A 21,240-nucleotide genomic window follows, 5' to 3' on the forward strand; every position below is an offset into this window, starting at 1 on the left:
AATAGGCATTTTATCCATTTTGTATATTGAAAAGTGCGCTGAAAAAATTACAGATTTTTATCTGCAAACTGCACTTTTAAGACTTCTACAATGCCAGCTTCATCATTGCTTGTGGTGGTGAGCTTGGCTTGATGTTTTACTTCATCTTCCGCATTGCCCATCGCCACGCCTAATCCCACAGCGGTAAGCATACTGATGTCATTGTGGTTATCGCCAAATGCAATCACTTGCTGCGGTGCAATTTGCCATTGATTTAATACTTCTAACAATCTTGCCCCTTTGGTATTGCCAGCGTTGGCAATATCCACACGATCCACCCAAGACCATTCACAGCTAAATTGCTCAATCGGCAATTCTGCCACCACTTGGTTCATAATGTCTTTGTTTTGCGCACTAATTACGCACTTCCAGATTGGTTTGTCGTGATCGATCACATCTTGAATACTTTCTACTTTTCGCACTAAAGGACGGACATTTTCAGGACAGCTGGCCACCCATTTCAGAAATTTTTCCATATGCGGATTGAGCTCAGCATAATTCATCGCATTGCGAGAATACATTAATAAATGGCAATGGTGCTTGGTTGCCGTGTCATAAATTTGCTGCGCTTGTTGTTGCGAAAGTGGATTGGCCGCCAGCACCTTGCCATTTTGCACATCATAAACATAGGTGCCGTTGCAACAAATAATCGGCGTGGTTAAACCCAGTTCCACATAATAAGGAATTACCGCCGTATGGTGTCGCCCTGTTACCAACAACACTTTAACACCTTGCTGTTGCAACTTAGCGATCGCCTGTTTATTTTCCGCAAGAATCTGTCCTTGCGAATTGAGCAATGTGCCATCTAAATCAAAAGCGACTGCTTGGTAGTTCATTTTTTTATCCTTTTATTTTTTGAGTTTGTTAGATAAAAATATCGCAGGCCATTTACCTGCGATATGTTTGTTTACTGCTTGCGCCAAGTCGTACCATTTGCACCGTCTTCTAACACAATGCCCATTGCATTGAGCTGATTGCGGGCTTCATCGGCAGCGGCCCAATTTTTGGCAGCGCGGGCTTCGTTACGTTGTTTGATTAAGGCTTCGATTTTTGCCACTTCATCATCGTCAGCACCTGCTTGTAAGAAACTTTCAGGATCTTGTTGTAATAAGCCTAAAATATCACCTAATTCACGCAAACGTGCAGCAAGTTGATTTGCTTTGGTTTTATCTTCCCCTTTTAATTTATTGATTTCACGCGCCATTTCAAATAGCACAGAAATAGCATTTGGCGTGTTGAAATCATCGTCCATTGCCTCTTTAAATTGGGCGACAAATTCTTCACCGCCTTGTGGAGCGACTGTGGCATCAGTGTCGCGTAATGCGGTATATAAACGCTCTAATGCGCCTTGCGCAAGGTTAAGGTTTTCCTCGCTGTAATTGAGCTGACTACGGTAATGGGCGGTGAGTAAGAAATAACGCACCACTTCGCCGTTATAATGATTTAACACATCGCGAATGGTGAAGAAATTGCCAAGAGATTTCGACATTTTTTCTTTATCCACCATAATCATTCCCGAGTGAATCCAGTAATTGACATATTCACCATCGTGCGCACAGCAGGATTGGGCAATTTCGTTTTCGTGGTGTGGGAACATTAAATCGGAGCCACCACCGTGAATATCAAAATGATCGCCTAGCTGTTTGCTGTTCATTGCAGAACACTCAATATGCCAGCCCGGACGGCCTTTGCCCCAAGGGGAATGCCAGCTTGGTTCATTCGGTTTCGACATTTTCCATAGCACGAAATCCATCGGGTTTTTCTTGATTTCTGAAATCTCAATTCGTGCGCCTGCTTGAAGTTGGCTGAGATCTTGACGCGATAATTTGCCATATTGCGGAAAACTTTCAATATCAAACATCACATCACCATTTTCTGCCACATAAGCGTGTCCACGTTGAATTAATTTCTCAACAATATCAATGATTTCTGGAATATGGTGGGTGGCACGAGGCTCAACATTCGGACGTAAAATATTGAGCGCATCAAAATCACGGTACATTTCTGTTACCATACGATCCACAAGCTGATCGCAGGTTTCTTTGTTTTCTAAGGCGCGTTTAATGATTTTGTCGTCCACATCGGTAATGTTGCGCACATAAGTGAGATCGTAACCCAAATAGCGCAAATAACGTGCAATCACATCAAAACAAACAAAGGTGCGTCCGTGGCCAATATGGCATAAATCATAAACGGTTACGCCGCACACATACATTCCCACTTTATTTGGGTGAATGGGGGTAAAAACTTCTTTTTCTCGACTTAAGGTATTGAAAATTTTTAGCATTTGTTTGTTTCTCTTGAAGTGATGAAATTAGACAAAATAAATGAGCTGGAATTATACCGCACTTTTGTGAAATAATAACCGCCTTTGATACACAAGAGGAATATTACGATGACAATGGTTACATTACACACAAATTTGGGCGACATCAAAATCGCATTAAACAGCGAAAAAGCGCCGAACACCGTGGAAAACTTCTTAAATTACTGCAAAAGTGGCTTTTATGATAACACAATTTTCCACCGTGTTATTGATGGTTTTATGATCCAAGGTGGTGGAATGGAAGCGGGTATGCGTGAAAAAAATACCAACGCACCAATCAAAAATGAAGCCAACAATCGCCTAAGCAACAAACGTGGCACAATTGCAATGGCGCGCACCTCTGATCCACATTCTGCAACAGCGCAATTCTTTATTAACGTGGCAGACAACACGTTCTTGGATTATCGTTCAAAAGAAATGTTCGGCAAAGAAGTGGTGCAAGATTGGGGCTATGCCGTGTTCGGTGAAGTGATTGAAGGAATGGACGTGGTGGATAAAATCAAAGGCGTGAAAACAGGCAACAAAGGTTTCCACCAAGACGTGCCAGTGGACGATGTGGTAATCCAGTCTGTTACCGTAGAATAAGATTGACGAATATTGATGAATAAAGGAGGCTTGCCTCCTTTTAAAATAGCCAAAATTTCCACCGCACTTTTCTTTTCTCGCACTTTGCTAAGGAGATCACGATGCAAAATGAAAAATGGTTGCAATGGATAATTGAATTGCAAGGCTTGGCACAAGCGGGCTTGTTTTATTCTAACAATAAATTTGATTTGGAGCGTTTTCAGCGTATCAGAGAAATCAGCACCGAAATGTTGCAAGCCCAATCGGATTTGCCTTTAGCGCGCGTAACCCAGTTATTTTGCAACGAAACGGGCTATCAAACGCCAAAAATTGATACCAGAGCGGCAATTTTTCAAGATGATCAAATTTTGCTCGTGCAAGAAGAAAACGGCTTATGGGCATTACCTGGTGGCTGGTGTGATGTGATTGCCACAGTAAAAGAAAATGTGGTGAAAGAAGTCAAGGAAGAAGCGGGGTTAGATGCCGTCGCCGAATTTGTTATCGCCTTGCAAGATCACGCGAAAAATAATCCACCAGCTCTTGCGCATAATGTGTGCAAAGTGTTTATTTACTGCCGTGCCACAGGGGGAGAATTTATGCCAAACAGCGAAACCTTAGCCAGTGGCTATTTTTCCTTACACGACTTACCGCCTTTGGCGACAGGCAAAACCACTGAAGCACAAATAAAAATGTGTTTTCAGGCACATCAAGCCGAACATTGGCAGACCATTTTTGATTAACAGGAATTCCCCCGTGCCATTTTTTGATACTCACACCCACCTCGATTATTTACTTGCGATAACCCAACAGCCGTTGGCAGAACTGATGGAAGAAAGCCAACAAGCTGGCGTTGAGAAAATGCTCGTGGTGGCGGTGCAAGCAGAGGATTTTAAAAATATTGAAAAAATCACCGCACTTTATCCCCAGCAGCTTTACTATGGCTTGGGCTTGCACCCGTTATATATCAAGCAGCATCGCGTGGCGGATTTAGACTTATTGGCGCAACGCCTTGCTAATCGCCCTAAAAATCTCACCGCCGTGGCTGAAATCGGTTTAGAAAAAGGCGTGCCAGAGTTATTAACCCCTGAATTATGGCAAAAACAATGCGAATTTTTTGAGGCGCAACTGAGCTTAGCCAAAGCCAATCAGTTACCTGTTAATTTACATTCACGCAAATCCCACGAAGATCTTTATCGCTTCTTAAAAACCGCACAGCTTAGCGTTACTGGCGTGGTACACGGCTTTTCAGGCAGTTATGAACAAGCCAAACGCTTTGTCGATTTAGGCTATAAAATCGGTGTAGGCGGCGTCATCACCTACGCCCGCGCCAACAAAACCCGCGAAACTATCAAACGCCTGCCGCTAGACAGCTTATTACTCGAAACCGACAGCCCCGATATGCCCGTATTCGGCTTCCAAGGCCAACCCAACCGCCCAATGCGCGTGCGAGAAACGTTCAAGGTATTATGTGAATTAAGGGCAGAAAGTCCAGATGAGATTGAAGCACGGATTTGGGGGAATAGTGTTGGGGTATTTGGGTGATTGTTGTTTTTCGTTGGGATTGATAACGGCTTTCGCCGTTGGAGACGTCCTTTCTTTTGAGCAAGCAAAAGAAAGTAGGTCGCTCAACGAGAGAAACCCGTTATTAATTACGCAGAAAAAAGCAATTTAACGATAAAACCAAAACTTTACTTTTCTCCATTCGGGAACGCAAAAGAAAGGAAGTCGCTCAATGAGCGAAATCCATTATCAATCACACAGAAACAATCAATTATCCAAACAACAAAACGCTTTTAAACCAAACAAAGGAAACTCAAAAGGCGAGATTAATCCACCATTTTCCCCATCAAAAACTCAATCACCGCCGCCACGCGTTTAATCTTTTGGCTGGCTTGAGGGTAATACAAATAAACAGGCGGGTAGTTGCGCCAATAATCGGTTAATACAGGGATAAAGTCATTTTTATCGGGCAATTGCTGATGAATTGGGGCGAATAAACGCCCGATGCCCAACCCCGCGCGTACGCCGTCTGCGATGGTGTCGATGTCGTTGCAGATGATTGGAGTAGGCATTTCCACGCTCACGCTTTCGCCGCCTTGTTCTAAAATCAGCGGTAGGATTTGCCCTGTGGTGATGAAGCGGTAGCCGATCAGACGGTGTTGATGCAGGTTATTTCTTTGCGGTTCGCCGTATTGTTGCAGGTAGCCTTTGGAAACGTATAAACCCTCTTGGAAAGATGGCAATAATTGCCGCGCCACCATATTTTCATCAATTTTATCACCAAAGCGAATGCCCAAATCATAGCCTGCTTGCACCAAATCCACCGTGCCGTCATAGACGGAAATATCCAAGCAAATATGCGGATAACGCTGGTTAAATTCGGCCAAATAAGGCTGAATAATCAAGCGGTAAGCAAAACGAGAAAGGGTGATTTTCACCAAGCCTGTGGGTTCGTGTTCTTCGCTGATCAGTGCGTCAAAGCTGTGTTCCAGCTGTGCCATTAATGAACCCGTTTGGCTCAACAATCGTTGCCCTGCGTCCGTTAGCACCACACGCCGAGTGTTTCGCCAAAACAAGGGCATATCCATTTTTTGTTCCAGCAATTTCAATGCCTGACTAGCAGAAGGCGTGGTCATTCCCAATGTGCGCGCCGCTTCGCTGATGCTGCCTGCACGGGCAATGGCGTGGAAAATACGCAGTTGTTGGTAGGTTGAGCTATCCATTGTTAGTTTTTACCTAATTCTGTTTTAGTTATTGTTAGTCTAGCTTAATCAATGGCGCAAGTCTATACTACGCATCAAATTCATTCAGAACGCAATAAGGAACAAAAATGAACTCAGTCTTAATTATTTCAGGACACCCCGATTTAGATCATTCTGTGGCGAATCGTGAAATTCTTGCGCAACTGGAAAAAGCCTTGCCACAAGCCGAAATAGTGCGTTTGGACTTGGCTTATCCAAATTACCAAATTGATGTAGCGGCGGAACAAAATCGCTTGCTCAATGCGGACACCATCGTGTTGCAGTTCCCTTTTTATTGGTATAGCTATCCCGCGTTGTTGAAAAAATGGGTGGACGATGTGTTTGTGTATGGCTTTGCGCACGGCAGCACGGGCGGCAAATTGGCAGGCAAAAAATTGCTTATTTCTTTCACCACAGGCGCAGCGGCGGAGCAATATCAACCTGACGGTGCAATGCACCACACAGTAAAACAATTTTTACCCGCATTTCAACAGCTTGCGAACCTTTGCCAAATGCAGTGGCTACCGCCCGTGTATTCCAACGGAATGATGACAATCCCGAATGTCAGCACAGCGGAACAGCTTGCAGCAGTGCGTGAAAAAGCCCTTGATCACGCAACACGTTTAGTTAAAACCATTCAAGATTAAGGAAAGTGCGGTATGTTTTTAGTACAAATTTCATTAGATCCCACAAATAACGCCGTGAATGCCTTGTTAGAAGAGCATCGTGCTTGGCTGAAAAAGTATGCGGAAGCAGGCGTATTCCTGCTATTTGGCCCATACGCAGATCACAAAGGCGGTTTGATTATCGCCCAAGCGGAAAATGAAACCACCTTGCAAGCGATTCTGGCGAAAGATGTGTATTTCCATAAGCAGTTAGCGGATTATCAGGTTCGCGAATTTGCCGCCAAATTTATCGCAAATGATTTAATGGAAATGGTGAATTAAGCGAAATCACGAAAAACTAAGGCTTTCAGACGGCCTTATAAAATGCTTATGCCGTCTGAAAATAAAAGAAATAAAAATCTCATAAAATTTGACCGCACTTAACATTTGGTCAAGTTCTTTTCTCACTCAAAATAGGAGCAAAAAATGCAAAATATTCAAGATAAAGTGGTTATTATCACAGGCGCATCCTCAGGCATTGGCGAAGCCACCGCCTATAAACTGGCAGCCGCAGGCGCGAAAATCGTCTTGGGCGCGCGCCGTGAAGACAAGCTCAAAGCCATTGCCGACAAAATCGCGCAAAACGGCGGTGAAGCCGCTTACCGCGTGACGGACGTGGTCAAAGCAGAAGACAATCAAGCCCTTGTGCAGCTTGCCAAAGACCGTTTCGGCAAAGTCGATGCCATTTTCCTCAACGCAGGACTCATGCCTAGCTCGCCGCTTTCCGCATTGGAAACCGACAATTGGAATGCCATGGTGGACGTGAACATCAAAGGCGTGTTGAACGGCATTGCCGCCGTCTTGCCCACTTTTGAGGCACAAAAATCAGGGCATATTCTCAGCACCTCATCAGTGGCAGGGCTGAAAGTCTATGCAGGCGCGGCGGTATATTGCGGCACCAAATGGGCAGTGAAAGCCATCATGGAAGCCTTGCGGATGGAATCCGCCCAAGCGGGCACCCATATCCGCACCACCACCCTCTATCCTGCTGCCGTGCAGTCAGAATTGGTCGCAGGCATCACCAACGAACAGGTTTCCAAAGGCTATCGCGAACTGTACGACACTTACGAAATCCCCGCTGACCGTGTCGCCAACGCCGTGCTGTTTGCCCTAAGCCAGCCAGCAGACACCGGCATCAGCGAAATCACCATTGGCCCAACCACTCAGCCTTGGTAATTCAATCAATCGCATGAAAGACGGCGGAAAGCATGCGTTTTTAGCCGTCTTTTTGAAGGAAAAACCATGAAAAAATTTTTACCCGCGTATCATCCATATGCTATTATACTATAATTTTTAAATTAATTTGGATAAATTAAGGGGCTGTAGTAGATTAGCCCTAAATTTCACACCATTTTCGCAATATTTTTAACTGCTCTTTTGGTGTCCCAAAGTTAAACCGAAATTCACATTCCTTCAAGAATAAAGGAAAGTTTTTTCGGTTAATTCCATTATATTTTCGCAGTATCCGCTTCGCCTGATTCCAAAAATTTTCAATGCCATTAATATGATTTTGTTTCACCGCAAATAGCTCGGAATGATTGATTCGTTCGTGGTGAAATTCACTCACATCAAGCGCATCATAACTGCGATAAGTGTCCGTATAAACCCAGCTATCAGGCTTGATTTTTCTTTTAATAACAGGGAGTAATGTTTCACTCTTGGTGTTTTCAACCATAACAGTAAATACCTTTCCTTGTCGTTTTAGTCACCCAAAAACAGCAACTTTTCCAGCCGCTCCTCGTCCTCGTTTTCCCTTTCGATGACCACCAAAATAGCTTTCGTCTAGTTCAATTTCCCCCTCAAAAATCTCGTTAACCTCAAGGGATAAATGATAGCCAATCACAAGCCTGATTTTATGGTAGAACAAAGCGGCTGTATTCGGTTGAATATCTAGCAAATTTGCTGCTGTTCTTGCAGTAACTTCTGCGACAAAAAACTCAAGCAGTTTTTTCTGTATGGATTTCTTTAATTTACAATATGTTATCTTCATTTTTGTAGTATAGCATTGTTGCTAATCTACTACAGCCCCTAAATTAAAGTGCAACTATTTGATCGAAGATCTAAGAAAGTTAAAAAGCCTAAAAAACAACCACTTCACCCAAAATACAAGCTATTAAATAGTATTAGTTACTCTTGGTTTAATTATATTATTGAGCAGTGGGCAGATGGTTTTGAAGACAGAGATGGGAAAATCTTAACTGAATTTCAAACTACATTTCATTCAGTATTTTGGGAATTTTATATCTTCCAGTTATTAAAAGATATGGGACTGAAAGATTTTATTGATTTTTCAAAAAATAGACCAGATTTTATTATTTGGGATGAATTTAAATCAAAGCATAAATTTTATATTGAGGCTGTTGTTGCTAATATAAAACAAAATGGACGCCAAGAAACTGAAAGAAATCAATTAGATTTAGATCAAACCTCTAGACCAATTTGGAAATTGGAGAACTTTGAAGAAGTCCTTAATGAAGGCATTATTAGAAATTCTAATGCCATTCAATCAAAGTTGAAAAAATATGATGAATATATGATATTGGATTGGTTTAATCCAAGCATCCCTTATATTGTAGGTTTATCATCTTTTAGTCAGGTCAATTATGGAAATGAATGTCATTATTCTATTATGGCGTTGCTATATGGAGCCTATCTTAATAAAGATGGGGTATCTTATTCTAACAAGAAAGAAATTAGAAAAGATAATGGATCTCCGATAGAATTAGGTATTTTCTATAAGAAAGACGGTGAGAGATTTATTTATGAAAATATTTCCGCAATATTATTTTCTAGCAAGGTTACTTTGGGTAAAGTAACTGCGCTTGCTTTGTCGCAAGGTAAGCCTAATTCAACAAGGCAGTTAATTATAAATATTTATCAAGATGATGAGCCTCCCTATTTTAAGGGAGCAATTATTCCAGAAGATACTATAGAGCACTTAACGGATGGGTTGTTTTTATTTCATAACCCTAACGCTAAAAATAAATTAGATTTAGATATATTTAGAAATTATGGAATTGTACAATGTTATGACAATGGTCAAGGTGTGGTCTTTGAAAAGATTAATAATGATGGAAATGGAACAGGTCCTTTAATTTGTAAAATAAATATGGCTATAATGAATATTGAGTCAATTAAAGATATAATTTTCAATGAAATGATTTATGATTTTAATAATTGATATTTTCCACATTTTTCGGCGTTCAGGCAGCCCCCATCATGAACTTCTTTGAACTTGGCATTGCCGAAGACCAAAACGCCGCCTATTACCAAGTAGCACAGCACAATATACAAACTTCCATTAAAAACGAAAAAGGCACGTTGGCGATGATTGCCTTGCAATCCCAAGATGATCCGCAAATGGGCTATATGCTGGAGTTATACGCTGATGAAGCCGCTTACCAAGCCCACCGCCAAACACCCCATTTCCAAGCTTACCTCAAAGACACCGCGGCAATGCTGGAAAGCAAAGATTATCGAACCGTTCAACCGCTGTATCTTGGCAATCAAGGCGGGGTGAGTTGGACGGCGAGATAGGTGGCTGCCTGAAAATAGGTATTTTCCACAAGATTTTTAGCTATCATTCAATACAGAAGAGCAAATAAAGATAGAGCGATATGCTTGGATTTTGTAGTCCATCCTGCAATTATTTATGTTTAAAAATGATTGAGATCTTCTAAAATAACTTTCATTTTATTGGCTAATTGGCTCAATTCGGTGAAAGTGTCATAAATACCGTCTTCAGATAAAACGTGATAGTGATTATTCGTTTCAATGGGAAAGTCCGCCATTTTTTCGTGTAATGCGAGCCATTGTTGAGAGGAATAAAAGGTTTGAAGCGTTTTGGCAAGATGGGCGGCTTGTTGCCATTTGGCGATGTCTTTTTGAAAAACGTCGATTAAATCAACCAGTTGATTGTATTGATTTTGTAGGTGTTGAAGATCTTCTGATGTCATAAGAATTCCTTAAGTTGTTCCTTCAGGGAGGATAATCAAATTGTAGAAGGGGAATCCCTTCTCATTCAGGGCAATACGTTTATTATATACGAAACACCTTATTTTTGGGGAAATAGCCCTATTCTTCCTCCTGCAACACCTCCACCAACGCTTTAAATAGCGGTGAATGCTGGCGGCGGTGGGGGTAGTAGAGGTATAAGCCATCGTAGTGAATGGCGGTTTCGGGGAGTGAATGGTTTTAGGGCAGTTTTTTTGAGGATAAACCATGAAAAAAATCATGACTGCACTTGCCCTTTCTGCCAGCCTCAGCGTTCAGGCAGCCCCCATCATGAACTTCTTTGAACTTGGCATTGCCGAAGGGCAAAACGCCGCTTATCATCAAGTAGCACAGTACAATATCCAAACCTCAATTAAAAACGAAAAAGGCACATTGGCGATGATTGCCTTGCAATCCCAAAATAATCCGCAAATGGGCTATATGCTGGAGTTATACGCCGATGAATCCGCCTACCAAACCCATAAAAACTCACCGCAATACCAGTATTTTTTGCAAGCATCGCCGAAAATCCTCACCGACCATAAAAGATTCACCCCATTAACCCCGCAATTTTGGGCAGAAAAAACCTTTACGCCCAGCGAAACCATGCAGACCAATTTGGTGAAAGTCCGCGTCAAACCCGAATATCAAAGCGAGTTTGCCCAAATCGTGAAAAATGAAATGCAAATCGCGATGGACAAAGAAAACGGCATTTGGCTGATGGCGGCAGGCACGGAGAAAAACACCCCCAATCATTGGCTATTTTTTGAAATCTATGCCGATGCCAAAGCCTATGAACAACACCGGCAAACCCCGCATTTTCAGGAATATTTGAGCAAGACAGCACAGATGGTGGAAGAAAAAGAAATGCTGAAAGTTAGGGCAGAAGTGGTGGGGAGTCAGAGCGGTTTTCGGTATTAAAAGGCCGCCTGAAAATATCTTCTCAACCCCACCGTCTATCTTTTTACTCTTGATTTAGTCTGAAAATTGACTATAATGGATTCTTTAGTCAATTTTCGGACTTTTTATGCACAATCATCTGGAACAACTTGCCCAGCAAATGGGCAGTATCGAACATTTATATGACCGTTGGCTGCAAAAGCAGGGCATTCCCTACAACCGTTTTGCCGTGCTGTATGGCATTGCGGTGTCAGAAGAGCAGCGTTTGACGCAGAAAAACATCAGCGAGGCATGGCAGTTGTCCAAGCAGACGGTGTTTAGTCTGTGCAAACAATTGCAGGAACAGGGCTTGATTGCTATTCAGAACAGCGAGAAAGACAGACGGGAAAAATGGTTGGTTTTAACCGAAAAAGGCCAAGCACAGGCGGACGGTTTGGTGCAGGCCTTTGAGCAATTAAGCCAGACGGTTTTTGAGCAGTTTGGTGCGGAAAATACGCGCCAGCTGTGTCAGCTATTACAGCAGTTTGAGCAAGTATTTGCCCAGCATGTGGAGCAAGCATCATGTGGCAAAGCCTGAAAAATATCGGTCAAAACCATTTCCGCTTATTACTGGCAACTTTTGCTTTGGTTGGCGCGGAAAATTTGCTGTTTCTTTGCTATCCCTTATTTGGCGGTTTTGCCGTCAATGCGGTGATGAATGGGCAAGTGTGGCAGTCGCTGACTTATGGCCTGTTGGTGCTGTTGATGTGGGGCATTGGCGGGTTGCGCCGTTCGGTCGATACCCGTGCGTTTACCCATATTTATACGCAAATCGCCGTCCCTGTGATTTTAAAACAGCGGTCGCAGGCGGTTTCTGTTTCTGCCATTACCGCAAGAGTGGCTTTGTCGCGGGAGTTTGTGAATTTCTTTGAGGAACATTTACCGCAGTCCATCACCTCTATTTTGTCGATTGCTGGGGCGTGTCTGATGTTAATGGTGTTGGAATGGCCGATTGGTCTGTTCTCTTTGTTGATTTTATTGCTGTTTTTATCGCTGCTACCATGGTTTTCCCGAATGAGTGAGAGGCTTTATGGCCGTCTGAATAACCGTCTGGAACAGGATAATCACCATATCCGCCAAAGTGATGCCAACCGTCTTTGGCGGCATTATCGTTTGGTGGCGCGTTTGCGCGTGCTGATTTCCAATCGCGAGGCTTTGGGCTATTTTCTGATTGGGACGGCGATGAGTGTGCTGTTTGGCTTTAGCTTTGTTTATTTAAGCCTGCACGGCTATCAAAGCGCAGGGCATGTTTATTCGATAACGACTTATTTGTGGATGTTCGCCATGGCGCTGGATGATGCGCCGCGTCTGGTGGAAAACTACAGTAATTTGAAAGACATTGCACAAAGAGTGCAGGTGGGGTGAGGGAAAACCGTCTTGATACAAAGCCGAGTTTGAATAGTGGACTTGGGGTTTTCTTTTCAGGCTGCTGAACAGACTATCGCACGTACCACGCCTGTTTTGGTAAATACCCGCTCAAAAAATCAATCGTGAAAAAATACATTGATGAAGTATTCACCCTTGGACACGGCAAAATCTACCAAAGCGATGGCCGCCACCGCGTAAACTACGGCACAGGCGGACTCTTGCAAGGGCGTAAGCATATGCTGTCACTCACTTGGAATGCCCCGATTGAAGCCTTCACCCGTCAAGGCGATTTCTTTGACGGCGTGGGCGTGGACGGCGTGTACAACCACTTCCACAAAGCCAACGAATTTATTGGCACAACGGCGCTGCCAACCTTTATCTGCAATGACGTGATTAAATCACCAAATGTACCGCTGTATTTGGAGAATTATCGCAAGCATTTGGTGGAGGTTTTTGGTAAGGTGGCGTAGGGTCTTATGGAAAAACATTTTGACATTCGCCCCGAAATACCTGCCGATGCCAAAGCGGTGGCGCGTGTCATCAAAGCAGCTTTTACCGGTGAACCCATGAGCGAAGGCACGGAAGCAGATTTGGTGGCGCGGCTGCGTGAAGACCCTGCCTTTGTTTTGTCGCTGGTGGCAGAAAAAGACGGTGACATCATTGGGCATATTTTATTCAGCGAAGCCTTGATTTCGGGGGAAAAAGTATTGGCGCTGGCACCGTTATCCGTCTCTCCCGAATGGCAAAAGCAAGGCGTTGGCACAGCGTTAATCAAGGCTGCACATCAAACGCTGGAACAGTCGGATTATCCTGCCGTTGTCGTGCTGGGACACACCGATTATTACGCCCGTTTTGGCTATGAAAAAGCAGCGGATTATGGCATTAACGCGCCATTTGATGTGCCAGAAGAAGCGCTGCGCGTGAGACGGTTAAAAGATTCACCGCTTCCCAGTGGCGTAATTCAATATGCCAAGTCATTTGGGCTGGAATCATTTTGATGGATGAATGAAACCCGAGTTTGAATAGCGAACTCGGGTTTTTCTTTTTGGCTGCCTGAAAACTTAACCGTCTTTCAGGCAGCTTTTTTATGTCAACTTCTCCACAAACCACCCATTGGGGACGTTTATTTTTCTAATAATGCCTTGAGCGATAAACTGCTGGAGGTAGGGCAGCAGGGGCTGCCTCTATCCAATTGCGGACACGGCCAGTCCGCCTGCCATGTTTGAATGAGGTGCAATAGACGGTCGGCCAATTCTTGTTCTTTTTGTTGATAGGTATGCCCCGTTTTTTCGATAAATATCAGGGTGTTTTCCTCGCTATGGGGAAAGTTAATATTGATGTTTTGCAGAAAATGTTTGGGGTCGCCATAGGTAAATCTGTCCAGCGTGCCAATGAGCAATGCGCCGCGGTGTTGAATGGAGCGAATTTGGGAAAAGTCGCCGTCTGTTTCAACGTGAACGTTGTTGAGCAGGTCGGAATAGAGCCATTGGTAGGCGGTGTCGGCCAGTGCAGGCAGCCAGCCAAAGAGTTCAAAGGGCAAGAGTCGCTGTCCTTGTCCGTTTTGGACTTGCTGGCGGATGTATTGGCGTTCGTTTTCGCTGATGGCGTTGGTTAAATGGGTAATATTAGCTGGGCTTAGTAGGATAAAGCGGTCGATGCGGCTGTCTTGGGTTTGTGAGAGGTAGTAGATGACTTTGTTCGCACCGAGGGAATGCCCTGCCAAGAGGATACGCTGATAGCCTGCCTGTTCGGCATAGGCTTGCACGTCATCAAGGGTGTCGGCGAAGTTTTCGTTAAATGAACCGATGGTTTCTTTTTGACCGCTTTTTTGGTTGATGATGTCTATTTTGCCAAAGGCATTTCGGGTTTGGGTGTAGATAAAGTCAATGCCGTGCTGGCTGAGGGTGTCGCCGATGGTGTAATAAAAGGGTTGGAGTAGAAATTGCTGTGTATGCCTGTGATGGCGATGACGACGGTATCGGCAGGGCGTTTAGAGAATAAGGCACCGTGTAATACCGTTCCTGTTTTGGTTGGGATATTGAGTGTTTTCATTTTGTTTTCTCTCTATATGCACCGTCTTTCAGGCTGCTTGAAAGTGCGGTGCTTTTTTTATGGGTTTTTAAAAGTGGTTGCTGATGTAACGCACGCCGTTTTGTTTGGACGGCGGATAGAAACCCGTTCCCATTTGTGTGCCGTGCAGCATGGCAGGGGTGTAGCGGTATTTCTTGGCTTGTTCCCAATCAAAGGCGGTTTCAATTTCATCTTCACGGCCGTTTTCAATCAGCTTGATGAGCTGCGGATTGAGCATGATGCTTTTGCCAATGGAAACGCTTTCCACCCAGCCCGTTTGATAGGCTTTGAGCATGTCGTCAGCGGTGTAAAGGTTGCCCGAACCGAAAAAGGGCAGACGGCCGTTGATGCGGTCATGCACCACTTGCATTCGGGTTAAACTTGGGTCGGCACCGCGGCGGACTTTTTTGTAAAAATCCCATAGAGAGATGTGCAGGTATTGCAGCGGTTTTGCCAATAAGGCATCCACCAGTGCCAAGGTTTCTTTCATGGTAATGCCGTCTGCCCCTGGTTCTTCAGGCGAAAAACGGTAGCCAATGATGAAATCAGGACGCTGATGTTTTTGCCGCATGGCATCAATGGCATCGACAATGGCAAGGGGAAAACGCATTCTTTTTTCTAAACTGCCGCCCCATTCATCTTGGCGTAAATTGGTGGCGGCGGAAAAAAATTGCTGAATCTGCCAGCCATTGGCACCGTGAATTTCCACGCCGTCAAAATCTGCCCGCAGCACCAATTCGGCGGCATAGGCATAATGCTTCACCATGTCTGTGATTTCTTGTGCCGTCATGGTGCGGATACGGCCAAACACATCACCGGTGGGGGCCATCACCTCATGCCCCTGCGTCATGCTGGGGTCGGCACGGAAACCGCTGTGGGCAATTTGCACCACCGCTTTCGCTCCTTGTGCGTGTGCCATGTCGGCGTATTCGCGCAAAGTCGGCAAATGGCGTTCGTCAAAGGCATTGGGCGATTCAAAGCCAATGCCGCTGGGGTGAACATTGGTAAACAGCATGATGTATAAGCCAAAACCTTCAAAACGGTCGTGCCAAAAACGGCGGCCAGCGTCCGTCACCTCACCGTCTGTCCCTGAGTCATAAATGGTCAAAGGGGCAACGGTAAAACGGTTTTTAATGGTCACGCCATTGTTTAAGGTGTAAGGCTGAAAAAGGGGTTGATACTTCGGATTCATCGAATTGCTCCATCAAAAAAAGATGGAATGATTATATTGATTCTTTATGGTTGATAAAGATGATAAAATTCCAAAAACTATAGAATTAAATTCCATAATGGAGCAAAGATGGACGAACGGTTTTCAGGTATCCGAGAATTTTTAGCCGCAGCAGAGGCAGGCAGCTTTACCGCCGCGGCCGACAGGCTCAACCTCACGGGGTCAGCGGTCGGCAAAAGCATTGCCCGCTTAGAACAGCGGCTCAACACCCAGCTTTTTCACCGCACCACCCGCAAAATCACCCTCACCGCCGAAGGCGAGTTATATCGGCAAAGCTGTTTGCGTGTGATGGAAGAATTGACACAGGCAGAAGCCCTGCTTTCGCGCGAACAAAGCCAGCCCATTGGCACCGTCCGCATCGACATGCCCACCGTCTTTGGACGGGAATGCCTGCTGCCCAAACTTATGCCCTTGGCGAAACGTTACCCCAAACTGCATCTGCACCTGAGCTTTCAAGACCGCAAAGTGGACATGATTGGCAAACAAGTGGACATTGCCGTGCGTTTTGGCGAATTGGACGATTTAAGCGACATCATCGCCCAGCCCATTGGCGAGACACAAAATCTGCTGTGTGCCAGCCCCGAATTTTTACGCGACAACGGCTGCCCGACATCGCCAGCAGACCTGCGTCAATTTCCCTGCATATCAGGCAGCAGCAAAGCATGGCGGCTATACAACGCCGAAAAAATCCCCACGGATTACCCCATCGCCCTGCAGCACCAAAGCAATGACGGTGATGCCATGCTCAAACTGGCACTCAACCATCTGGGCATCGCCTACCTACCCAACTGGCTGATTGCCCCGTATCTGCAAACGGGACAGCTGACGGTGGTTCTGCCCGAAACCGCCCTACCACCCGTGCCAATTTATGTGCTGTGGCAGAAGAAAATGAATTTACAGCCGAAGATTAAAGCGGTGGTGGAGGAGCTGAGGGGGGAAGCGTGAGAAAAAAACCGAGTTTGAATTGAACTCGGGTTTTTTGATTTTTGAGCGTGAAATGCGGTTTTTACTGTCCATCACCAAAATCGGATAGGGATTCCCCTGTTCGCTCCACCGTCTGTGGGTTTTGTTCATTGACGGTTAGGCATTTTAATTAGACCAAAGAATTATTATAAAGCAATCAGCTTGGCTTAATCATCAATATCCCAAAATACTAAATTTCTTGGAAATTTAATGTTAGGCAGCCAAAATGGTATACCTTCCCAATTTTTCTCTTTTTGTCCTTTAACTTGATAAAGGGTTAATAGCAAAGCATCATCAAATTTTTTGCCTAACTGACGATCATCAGGTGATAGCATAGTTCCCGTTCCTTTACCAATATCGCGATTCTCTCTAATTAATACATAGCTTTTTAAATTCGGCCTTTTTCCTTTTAATGAATGCACACAAGAAATAAACTTCTCAACATTCCAGTCCCACTCATCAAACTTCCCTAAATTTTCCAATATTTCAATTATTTCCAAACTATCTACTTCATATATACCATCTTGTATAGGCAAATTATCATTTCGAATACGAACAACCAATTTTTGTATTGAGACTAAATTTGTTTGGTCGGGATTGTTAGGAAAATAGTTAGAACCACCAGCAATCAAGCATAGACTATTGCTATCTAAAACATTTTTTCTGGTTGGTTGAATATTAGGAGGATAGATGATTTGAATTCCTTGATTAGAATTTTTTGCTTGTTCAATTAATAAGTTATTAGCCTGATTGAGCTCAACAAAAAATTTATAAATATCTTGAGGGATAAATAAGCGCATTAATGCTTTTTCACGATCATAACCAAAAATTCTTGAATGCTGCCAGAATGTATCTGCGTTTGGTTTTTTTGATATACGACTATAATAAACCGTTTGTAGCGCAGGAATTGTCAGACCTCTGCCGATGACATTGCCACCAATCACAATATTAAAACCCAAGTTCAAATTTGGATCACTATTTGTCTTTGAGTTAAGAACTAAAATTTTGATAACTTGTTTTTCTAATAGTTCGCATATTTTTTCATAAATATCATCAAAATGTTTAATATCGGGTTTTGTACTACGTAAATCTTCCCAGGCTCTATAAAATTCATCACGCAATGTTTCATCTTCATTTTGGTTCAATGCAAAAATCATTTGATTTAAGTATTCTGTTAACTTTTCTTTAAAAGCATTATGATCAGCAACTCGAATACTTGGATGGATTGCAAAATTACAAGGTTGGCGATTGGTTAAAGCAAACTCTGCACATGTTACCAAATAAGTTATCACTGCTTTTGCCAAGCCTTCCGCAATCGATATACTTTCATCTCGGACCTCTTTTAATTCTTCATTAATGAAACGTACAATAAAACTTTCAGGCTCTGTAAAAACAAAATTACCACCAATATATTCTTCTCCTGCTTCAAAATACTGTACGAATTCAGGTTGCCAATCTGATTTCTGATTTTGTAGAATAATAGCTTGTGGTGTTGCTGTCAATTCAATAAATAAGGTTTTGCTACAGCTTTTTTTAATATCATCTAACAATTGATTAATACGACTAACTTTATATTCATTTACTTGTGTATTTAGGCTAGCAGCATCAGCCTCATCATCAACAATAACTAAAGGATAGCCTTTTAGATATTTTTGGCTGCTCAAATGATTACGCCACTTTTCCAGAACCCGGCTATTTTTTTTAATGACCGCAATAACTGGTTTATTTTCTCGAAAAATATCATTAAAATGATGCATATCATTTTCGGATAAAACTGAAAATAGTGGCAAATTTTGCTTAACCCTATCTAGCGTTTGCTTTTGCAAATCAATACTATCCGTTGTTAAATAGATAAAGAATTTATATTCTTTATCAGCCAATGCGCTAATTATCCCCAAAGCCTGTCCTGTTTTACCGCTTTGAACATTACCTAACAATAAAGTATTAGTAACAGGTTTCATGACATCAATTTCTGCCAATTTATCCATAAAATCTAGTGTTGTTTTCTGAATAGATTGAACTAATTTTTGATTCTGTTTCAATTCATCTAAATAATTCTTAAAATAACTCATTATTTAATTCCTTAAAATTAAAATGATAATAACCAAGTATTAGGTATATTAGTAGAGCGCAACATAATTTTGTCTTCGCCATATTTACGTAAAGTTTCATCAGTAACAAGCTCTCCTACATCTAACGCTCCACTATTTTCAAGTTTACCTTTAATCCATTTACCCAAAATCTGTAAGTCATTTTCTGAACGAAAGTTTTTGGAAAAATCACCAGAGGTTTTGCACTTAAACTGCCAGCCATCGTCAGTTATAACCGTAAAAGATTTATTATATGGGTAGCCATCTAACTCTGTAATCTTATTAGATACAATTAATTCAACTTCGTACCATGGTCTTGGAAGAACAAAACCACGCTGATCTTTTCTACCCTTTCCAAAGAAAACATTTAAATTGCTTTTGGGTTCTGTCTTTACCTGAATGGGAAATTCATACTGAGCCTTCTGAGCTTGTAATTGTTTGACTGTATTTATATCAACCCTTGTAACGCCTAGATGATCTTCCAAATAGACATTATGTTCTTTAAATTCATTTGGTTCATCAACTTCATGAATAGGCTTACCTAGTTTCTGAATAATAAGCTGTATTTCATTATATAAATGCTGAGCATCCTTAGGATTGTCTATCCACATCATTGTTTCATAGATACGCTCTAAGTTGTCCCAGAATATGCTTACATTTGCTGAGCCAATCATGCTATCTACTTTATTGCCATTTTTGAATGAATAAAGTTTTCCATGGAATTTCATATAAGGCGACAAATAAACCTGTCCACGATTATGCTTGCGTAAGAAATTATTTAGCTTTATCAGTCCTTGATATTGCTTTTGTGTAAAGCCTTCTAAATATTGCATACCTACTAATAAGTGAATTATCTTATTATCTATTTCTAAGTTACGCTCTAGAGCTGAATATATCCCTGCGATCGCATCACTAGATACATATCCCGTAGTCATAACTACTTCATTAGCCTCCTTAAAGAGTGACAGCCAAACTTCATTCAGCTTTCTTTGAGTAATTTTTGCTGGTTCAAAATTAGAAAATATCGTATTCATCGTTTTCCTCCACGAATTTTATTCAATCTATCATGAAATAGTTTTTCTTTTTCTACTTCTAATTTTTTATTTAAATCAACATGGTCATAGCTGCCTGAAAAAATAGGTAAGATTGTTTTGGCTAGCTCTACAACGCCTTGTGGTGGCACCGCATTACCAATTTGGCGACGTACTTCTGTTGTTGAACCAATAAACTCAAAATCGTCAGGGAAACTTTGTAATCGAGCTCGCTCACGGTTTGTAAATGGGCGAGGTTCAGGGTAATGATAGCCCCAGGTTCCTCCGCCTCCTGCTGCAATAATTGTTTTAGCTGGTTCATCCCGACGCATACGACGATAAACATGGCTAATCATCCCTTTAACATATAAGGGATGATCTTTAGGTATATCTGTAAAATTACCACCCTCGGGTATAAGCTTGAGCATTTCACGAGTTTTCTCACTGATGTTTAAACGCTCTTGGTTGGCTGCCCATTCGGGAATATTCTGTATAGCATCGCCAGCTGTCACATAAGGTTTCAGATTATCAGAAATACCATGAGTGGGTTTAGGGTGCTGAAAATCAAACCCAGTATCCAATCGGATTCCTACAATTAACACTCGTTCACGAAATTGTGGCACACCAAATTCGGCAAAATTATATAATTTTGCCTGAACGTAGTATCCACAATTTTCAAAATCAGTAATAATTTGTTGAATGGCTTTTCTCTTATTTGCAGTTAATAATCCTTTTACATTTTCTGCTACAAATACTTTGGGTTTTTTGGCATTAACAAAACGTAAAAAACTTTTGTATAAATTACCACGCTCTCCATCTAACCCAGGCTGTTTCCAAATTGTAGAAAAGTCTTGGCAAGGGAAGCCACCTAAAATAATGTCGCAATCAGGAATATCTGAACCACTAGGATCAATTTGTTCAATATCACCTTCGTGAATTACATCTCCTAAATTTTTCTTGAATGACTCACATGCCCAATGAGCAACATCATTTGCCCAAACAGTTTCATAACCAGCCATATGAAAACCTAAATCTAAGCCTCCACAGCCTGAAAATAGAGATAATATTTTAGGTTTTTTGTTTTGCATTTAATTAAGCTCCATTAATTTAATAAATTATTTAAGGGACTATATTAGAGATTAGTCCTAAATTTCACACCAAAGGCACAATGTTTTTAGGCATCCTTTTGGACGATCCAAAGTTAAAATGAAATTATCATT

The 21,240-nt window shown here is 42.4% G+C and carries 22 protein-coding genes and 2 pseudogenes; 14 read left to right on the forward strand and 10 right to left on the reverse strand.

The window, feature by feature from the left end:
- Positions 1–47 precede the first annotated feature (47 nt).
- Both DYC50_RS03810 and cysS read right to left on the reverse strand, forming a co-directional pair.
- The gene (locus DYC50_RS03810) at positions 48–875 is read right to left on the reverse strand and encodes a pyridoxal phosphatase (protein ID WP_115249058.1); all 828 of its coding nucleotides are present in this window, start codon (positions 873–875) and stop codon (positions 48–50) included.
- A gap of 71 nt (positions 876–946) precedes the next feature.
- Complete coding sequence (gene cysS, locus DYC50_RS03815; protein WP_115249059.1) at positions 947–2,326, reverse strand: cysteine--tRNA ligase; 1,380 nt, start codon at positions 2,324–2,326, stop codon at positions 947–949.
- Positions 2,327–2,440: 114 nt separating this feature from the next.
- Here cysS and DYC50_RS03820 point away from each other — a divergent pair, with 114 nt between their 5' ends.
- The 3 genes from DYC50_RS03820 (at position 2,441) to DYC50_RS03830 (ending at position 4,471) form a co-directional block, all read left to right on the forward strand.
- Positions 2,441–2,950 (forward strand): peptidylprolyl isomerase, encoded by a 510-nt coding sequence (locus DYC50_RS03820; protein WP_115250148.1) that lies wholly within the window; start codon positions 2,441–2,443, stop codon positions 2,948–2,950.
- A gap of 101 nt (positions 2,951–3,051) precedes the next feature.
- Entirely contained in the window at positions 3,052–3,669 is a 618-nt protein-coding gene (locus DYC50_RS03825) for an NUDIX hydrolase N-terminal domain-containing protein (protein WP_115249060.1), read from the forward strand.
- A gap of 13 nt (positions 3,670–3,682) precedes the next feature.
- Positions 3,683–4,471, forward strand: coding sequence for a TatD family hydrolase (locus DYC50_RS03830; protein WP_115249061.1), 789 nt, complete (start codon positions 3,683–3,685; stop codon positions 4,469–4,471).
- A 284-nt stretch (positions 4,472–4,755) separates the two neighbouring features.
- Here the strand turns inward: DYC50_RS03830 and DYC50_RS03835 are convergent, their stop codons facing one another.
- Entirely contained in the window at positions 4,756–5,652 is an 897-nt protein-coding gene (locus DYC50_RS03835) for a LysR family transcriptional regulator (RefSeq protein WP_115249062.1), read from the reverse strand.
- Positions 5,653–5,759: 107 nt separating this feature from the next.
- Between DYC50_RS03835 and DYC50_RS03840 the strand changes: the two genes are divergently transcribed.
- The 3 genes from DYC50_RS03840 (at position 5,760) to DYC50_RS03850 (ending at position 7,511) form a co-directional block, all read left to right on the forward strand.
- On the forward strand, positions 5,760–6,317 hold the full coding sequence (locus tag DYC50_RS03840; protein WP_115249063.1) for an NAD(P)H-dependent oxidoreductase: 558 nt from the start codon (positions 5,760–5,762) through the stop codon (positions 6,315–6,317).
- Between the two features lie 12 nt (positions 6,318–6,329).
- Positions 6,330–6,617: a YciI family protein gene (locus DYC50_RS03845; protein WP_115249064.1), complete on the forward strand. Its 288-nt coding sequence runs from the start codon at positions 6,330–6,332 to the stop codon at positions 6,615–6,617.
- Positions 6,618–6,761: 144 nt separating this feature from the next.
- Entirely contained in the window at positions 6,762–7,511 is a 750-nt protein-coding gene (locus DYC50_RS03850; protein WP_115249065.1) for an SDR family oxidoreductase, read from the forward strand.
- 160 nt (positions 7,512–7,671) lie between these two features.
- Here DYC50_RS03850 and DYC50_RS03855 read toward each other — a convergent pair.
- Positions 7,672–8,325 (reverse strand): annotated as a pseudogene (locus tag DYC50_RS03855) (IS1595 family transposase).
- 48 nt (positions 8,326–8,373) lie between these two features.
- Here DYC50_RS03855 and DYC50_RS03860 point away from each other — a divergent pair.
- Together DYC50_RS03860 and DYC50_RS03865 are read left to right on the forward strand one after the other, a co-directional pair.
- Entirely contained in the window at positions 8,374–9,516 is a 1,143-nt protein-coding gene (locus DYC50_RS03860; RefSeq protein WP_115249066.1) for a hypothetical protein, read from the forward strand.
- A 38-nt stretch (positions 9,517–9,554) separates the two neighbouring features.
- Positions 9,555–9,872, forward strand: coding sequence for a putative quinol monooxygenase (locus DYC50_RS03865; RefSeq protein ID WP_115249067.1), 318 nt, complete (start codon positions 9,555–9,557; stop codon positions 9,870–9,872).
- 119 nt (positions 9,873–9,991) lie between these two features.
- Here the strand turns inward: DYC50_RS03865 and DYC50_RS03870 are convergent, their stop codons facing one another.
- On the reverse strand, positions 9,992–10,291 hold the full coding sequence (locus DYC50_RS03870) for a DUF4298 domain-containing protein (RefSeq protein ID WP_039162333.1): 300 nt from the start codon (positions 10,289–10,291) through the stop codon (positions 9,992–9,994).
- Positions 10,292–10,556: 265 nt separating this feature from the next.
- On the opposite strand from DYC50_RS03870, the gene DYC50_RS03875 reads away from it, so the two are divergent.
- The 5 genes and pseudogenes from DYC50_RS03875 (at position 10,557) to DYC50_RS03895 (ending at position 13,633) form a co-directional block, all read left to right on the forward strand.
- Positions 10,557–11,249 (forward strand): putative quinol monooxygenase, encoded by a 693-nt coding sequence (locus DYC50_RS03875; RefSeq protein WP_115249068.1) that lies wholly within the window; start codon positions 10,557–10,559, stop codon positions 11,247–11,249.
- A 106-nt stretch (positions 11,250–11,355) separates the two neighbouring features.
- Complete coding sequence (locus DYC50_RS03880; RefSeq protein ID WP_115249069.1) at positions 11,356–11,805, forward strand: MarR family winged helix-turn-helix transcriptional regulator; 450 nt, start codon at positions 11,356–11,358, stop codon at positions 11,803–11,805.
- Positions 11,790–12,632: an ABC transporter six-transmembrane domain-containing protein gene (locus DYC50_RS03885; RefSeq protein ID WP_115249070.1), complete on the forward strand. Its 843-nt coding sequence runs from the start codon at positions 11,790–11,792 to the stop codon at positions 12,630–12,632. Before DYC50_RS03880 ends, DYC50_RS03885 begins: the two co-directional genes overlap by 16 nt.
- Positions 12,633–12,757: 125 nt before the next feature.
- Positions 12,758–13,105: pseudogene (locus DYC50_RS03890) on the forward strand (NAD(P)H-dependent oxidoreductase); the annotation flags it as partial.
- A gap of 6 nt (positions 13,106–13,111) precedes the next feature.
- The gene (locus DYC50_RS03895) at positions 13,112–13,633 is read left to right on the forward strand and encodes a GNAT family N-acetyltransferase (RefSeq protein WP_115249072.1); all 522 of its coding nucleotides are present in this window, start codon (positions 13,112–13,114) and stop codon (positions 13,631–13,633) included.
- 125 nt (positions 13,634–13,758) lie between these two features.
- On the opposite strand, the gene DYC50_RS03900 is transcribed toward DYC50_RS03895, so the two are convergent.
- Both DYC50_RS03900 and DYC50_RS03905 read right to left on the reverse strand, forming a co-directional pair.
- Entirely contained in the window at positions 13,759–14,550 is a 792-nt protein-coding gene (locus DYC50_RS03900; protein ID WP_342766840.1) for an alpha/beta fold hydrolase, read from the reverse strand.
- 204 nt (positions 14,551–14,754) lie between these two features.
- Positions 14,755–15,897 (reverse strand): NADH-dependent flavin oxidoreductase, encoded by a 1,143-nt coding sequence (locus DYC50_RS03905; protein WP_115249073.1) that lies wholly within the window; start codon positions 15,895–15,897, stop codon positions 14,755–14,757.
- 108 nt (positions 15,898–16,005) lie between these two features.
- Between DYC50_RS03905 and DYC50_RS03910 the strand changes: the two genes are divergently transcribed.
- Positions 16,006–16,881 (forward strand): LysR family transcriptional regulator, encoded by an 876-nt coding sequence (locus DYC50_RS03910; RefSeq protein ID WP_115249074.1) that lies wholly within the window; start codon positions 16,006–16,008, stop codon positions 16,879–16,881.
- A gap of 185 nt (positions 16,882–17,066) precedes the next feature.
- On the opposite strand, the gene DYC50_RS03915 is transcribed toward DYC50_RS03910, so the two are convergent.
- Genes DYC50_RS03915 through DYC50_RS03925 form a run of 3 tightly spaced genes read right to left on the reverse strand, consistent with a single transcriptional unit; the run spans position 17,067 to position 21,108 of the window.
- Positions 17,067–18,971, reverse strand: coding sequence for a Z1 domain-containing protein (locus DYC50_RS03915; protein WP_115249075.1), 1,905 nt, complete (start codon positions 18,969–18,971; stop codon positions 17,067–17,069).
- A gap of 17 nt (positions 18,972–18,988) precedes the next feature.
- Entirely contained in the window at positions 18,989–20,023 is a 1,035-nt protein-coding gene (locus tag DYC50_RS03920) for a restriction endonuclease PLD domain-containing protein (RefSeq protein WP_115249076.1), read from the reverse strand.
- The gene (locus DYC50_RS03925; protein ID WP_115249077.1) at positions 20,020–21,108 is read right to left on the reverse strand and encodes a DNA cytosine methyltransferase; all 1,089 of its coding nucleotides are present in this window, start codon (positions 21,106–21,108) and stop codon (positions 20,020–20,022) included. Before DYC50_RS03925 ends, DYC50_RS03920 begins: the two co-directional genes overlap by 4 nt.
- Positions 21,109–21,240 lie beyond the last annotated feature (132 nt).

Origin of the sequence: Avibacterium avium (assembly GCF_900454535.1) — a bacterium.
Lineage (GTDB): Bacteria > Pseudomonadota > Gammaproteobacteria > Enterobacterales > Pasteurellaceae > Avibacterium > Avibacterium avium.

Bases quoted from the DNA above. Each gene is read 5' to 3' on its own strand.
- DYC50_RS03910 (WP_115249074.1), top strand. From the start codon at position 16,006: ATGGACGAACGGTTTTCAGGTATCCGAGAATTTTTAGCCGCAGCAGAG.
- DYC50_RS03840 (WP_115249063.1), top strand. From the start codon at position 5,760: ATGAACTCAGTCTTAATTATTTCAGGACACCCCGATTTAGATCATTCT.
- DYC50_RS03895 (WP_115249072.1), top strand. From the start codon at position 13,112: ATGGAAAAACATTTTGACATTCGCCCCGAAATACCTGCCGATGCCAAA.
- DYC50_RS03885 (WP_115249070.1), top strand. From the start codon at position 11,790: ATGTGGCAAAGCCTGAAAAATATCGGTCAAAACCATTTCCGCTTATTA.
- cysS (WP_115249059.1), bottom strand. From the start codon at position 2,326: ATGCTAAAAATTTTCAATACCTTAAGTCGAGAAAAAGAAGTTTTTACC.
- DYC50_RS03880 (WP_115249069.1), top strand. From the start codon at position 11,356: ATGCACAATCATCTGGAACAACTTGCCCAGCAAATGGGCAGTATCGAA.
- DYC50_RS03810 (WP_115249058.1), bottom strand. From the start codon at position 875: ATGAACTACCAAGCAGTCGCTTTTGATTTAGATGGCACATTGCTCAAT.
- DYC50_RS03845 (WP_115249064.1), top strand. From the start codon at position 6,330: ATGTTTTTAGTACAAATTTCATTAGATCCCACAAATAACGCCGTGAAT.
- DYC50_RS03825 (WP_115249060.1), top strand. From the start codon at position 3,052: ATGCAAAATGAAAAATGGTTGCAATGGATAATTGAATTGCAAGGCTTG.
- DYC50_RS03875 (WP_115249068.1), top strand. From the start codon at position 10,557: ATGAAAAAAATCATGACTGCACTTGCCCTTTCTGCCAGCCTCAGCGTT.
- DYC50_RS03925 (WP_115249077.1), bottom strand. From the start codon at position 21,108: ATGCAAAACAAAAAACCTAAAATATTATCTCTATTTTCAGGCTGTGGA.
- DYC50_RS03850 (WP_115249065.1), top strand. From the start codon at position 6,762: ATGCAAAATATTCAAGATAAAGTGGTTATTATCACAGGCGCATCCTCA.
- DYC50_RS03915 (WP_115249075.1), bottom strand. From the start codon at position 18,971: ATGAGTTATTTTAAGAATTATTTAGATGAATTGAAACAGAATCAAAAA.
- DYC50_RS03820 (WP_115250148.1), top strand. From the start codon at position 2,441: ATGGTTACATTACACACAAATTTGGGCGACATCAAAATCGCATTAAAC.
- DYC50_RS03870 (WP_039162333.1), bottom strand. From the start codon at position 10,291: ATGACATCAGAAGATCTTCAACACCTACAAAATCAATACAATCAACTG.
- DYC50_RS03865 (WP_115249067.1), top strand. From the start codon at position 9,555: ATGAACTTCTTTGAACTTGGCATTGCCGAAGACCAAAACGCCGCCTAT.
- DYC50_RS03920 (WP_115249076.1), bottom strand. From the start codon at position 20,023: ATGAATACGATATTTTCTAATTTTGAACCAGCAAAAATTACTCAAAGA.
- DYC50_RS03835 (WP_115249062.1), bottom strand. From the start codon at position 5,652: ATGGATAGCTCAACCTACCAACAACTGCGTATTTTCCACGCCATTGCC.
- DYC50_RS03905 (WP_115249073.1), bottom strand. From the start codon at position 15,897: ATGAATCCGAAGTATCAACCCCTTTTTCAGCCTTACACCTTAAACAAT.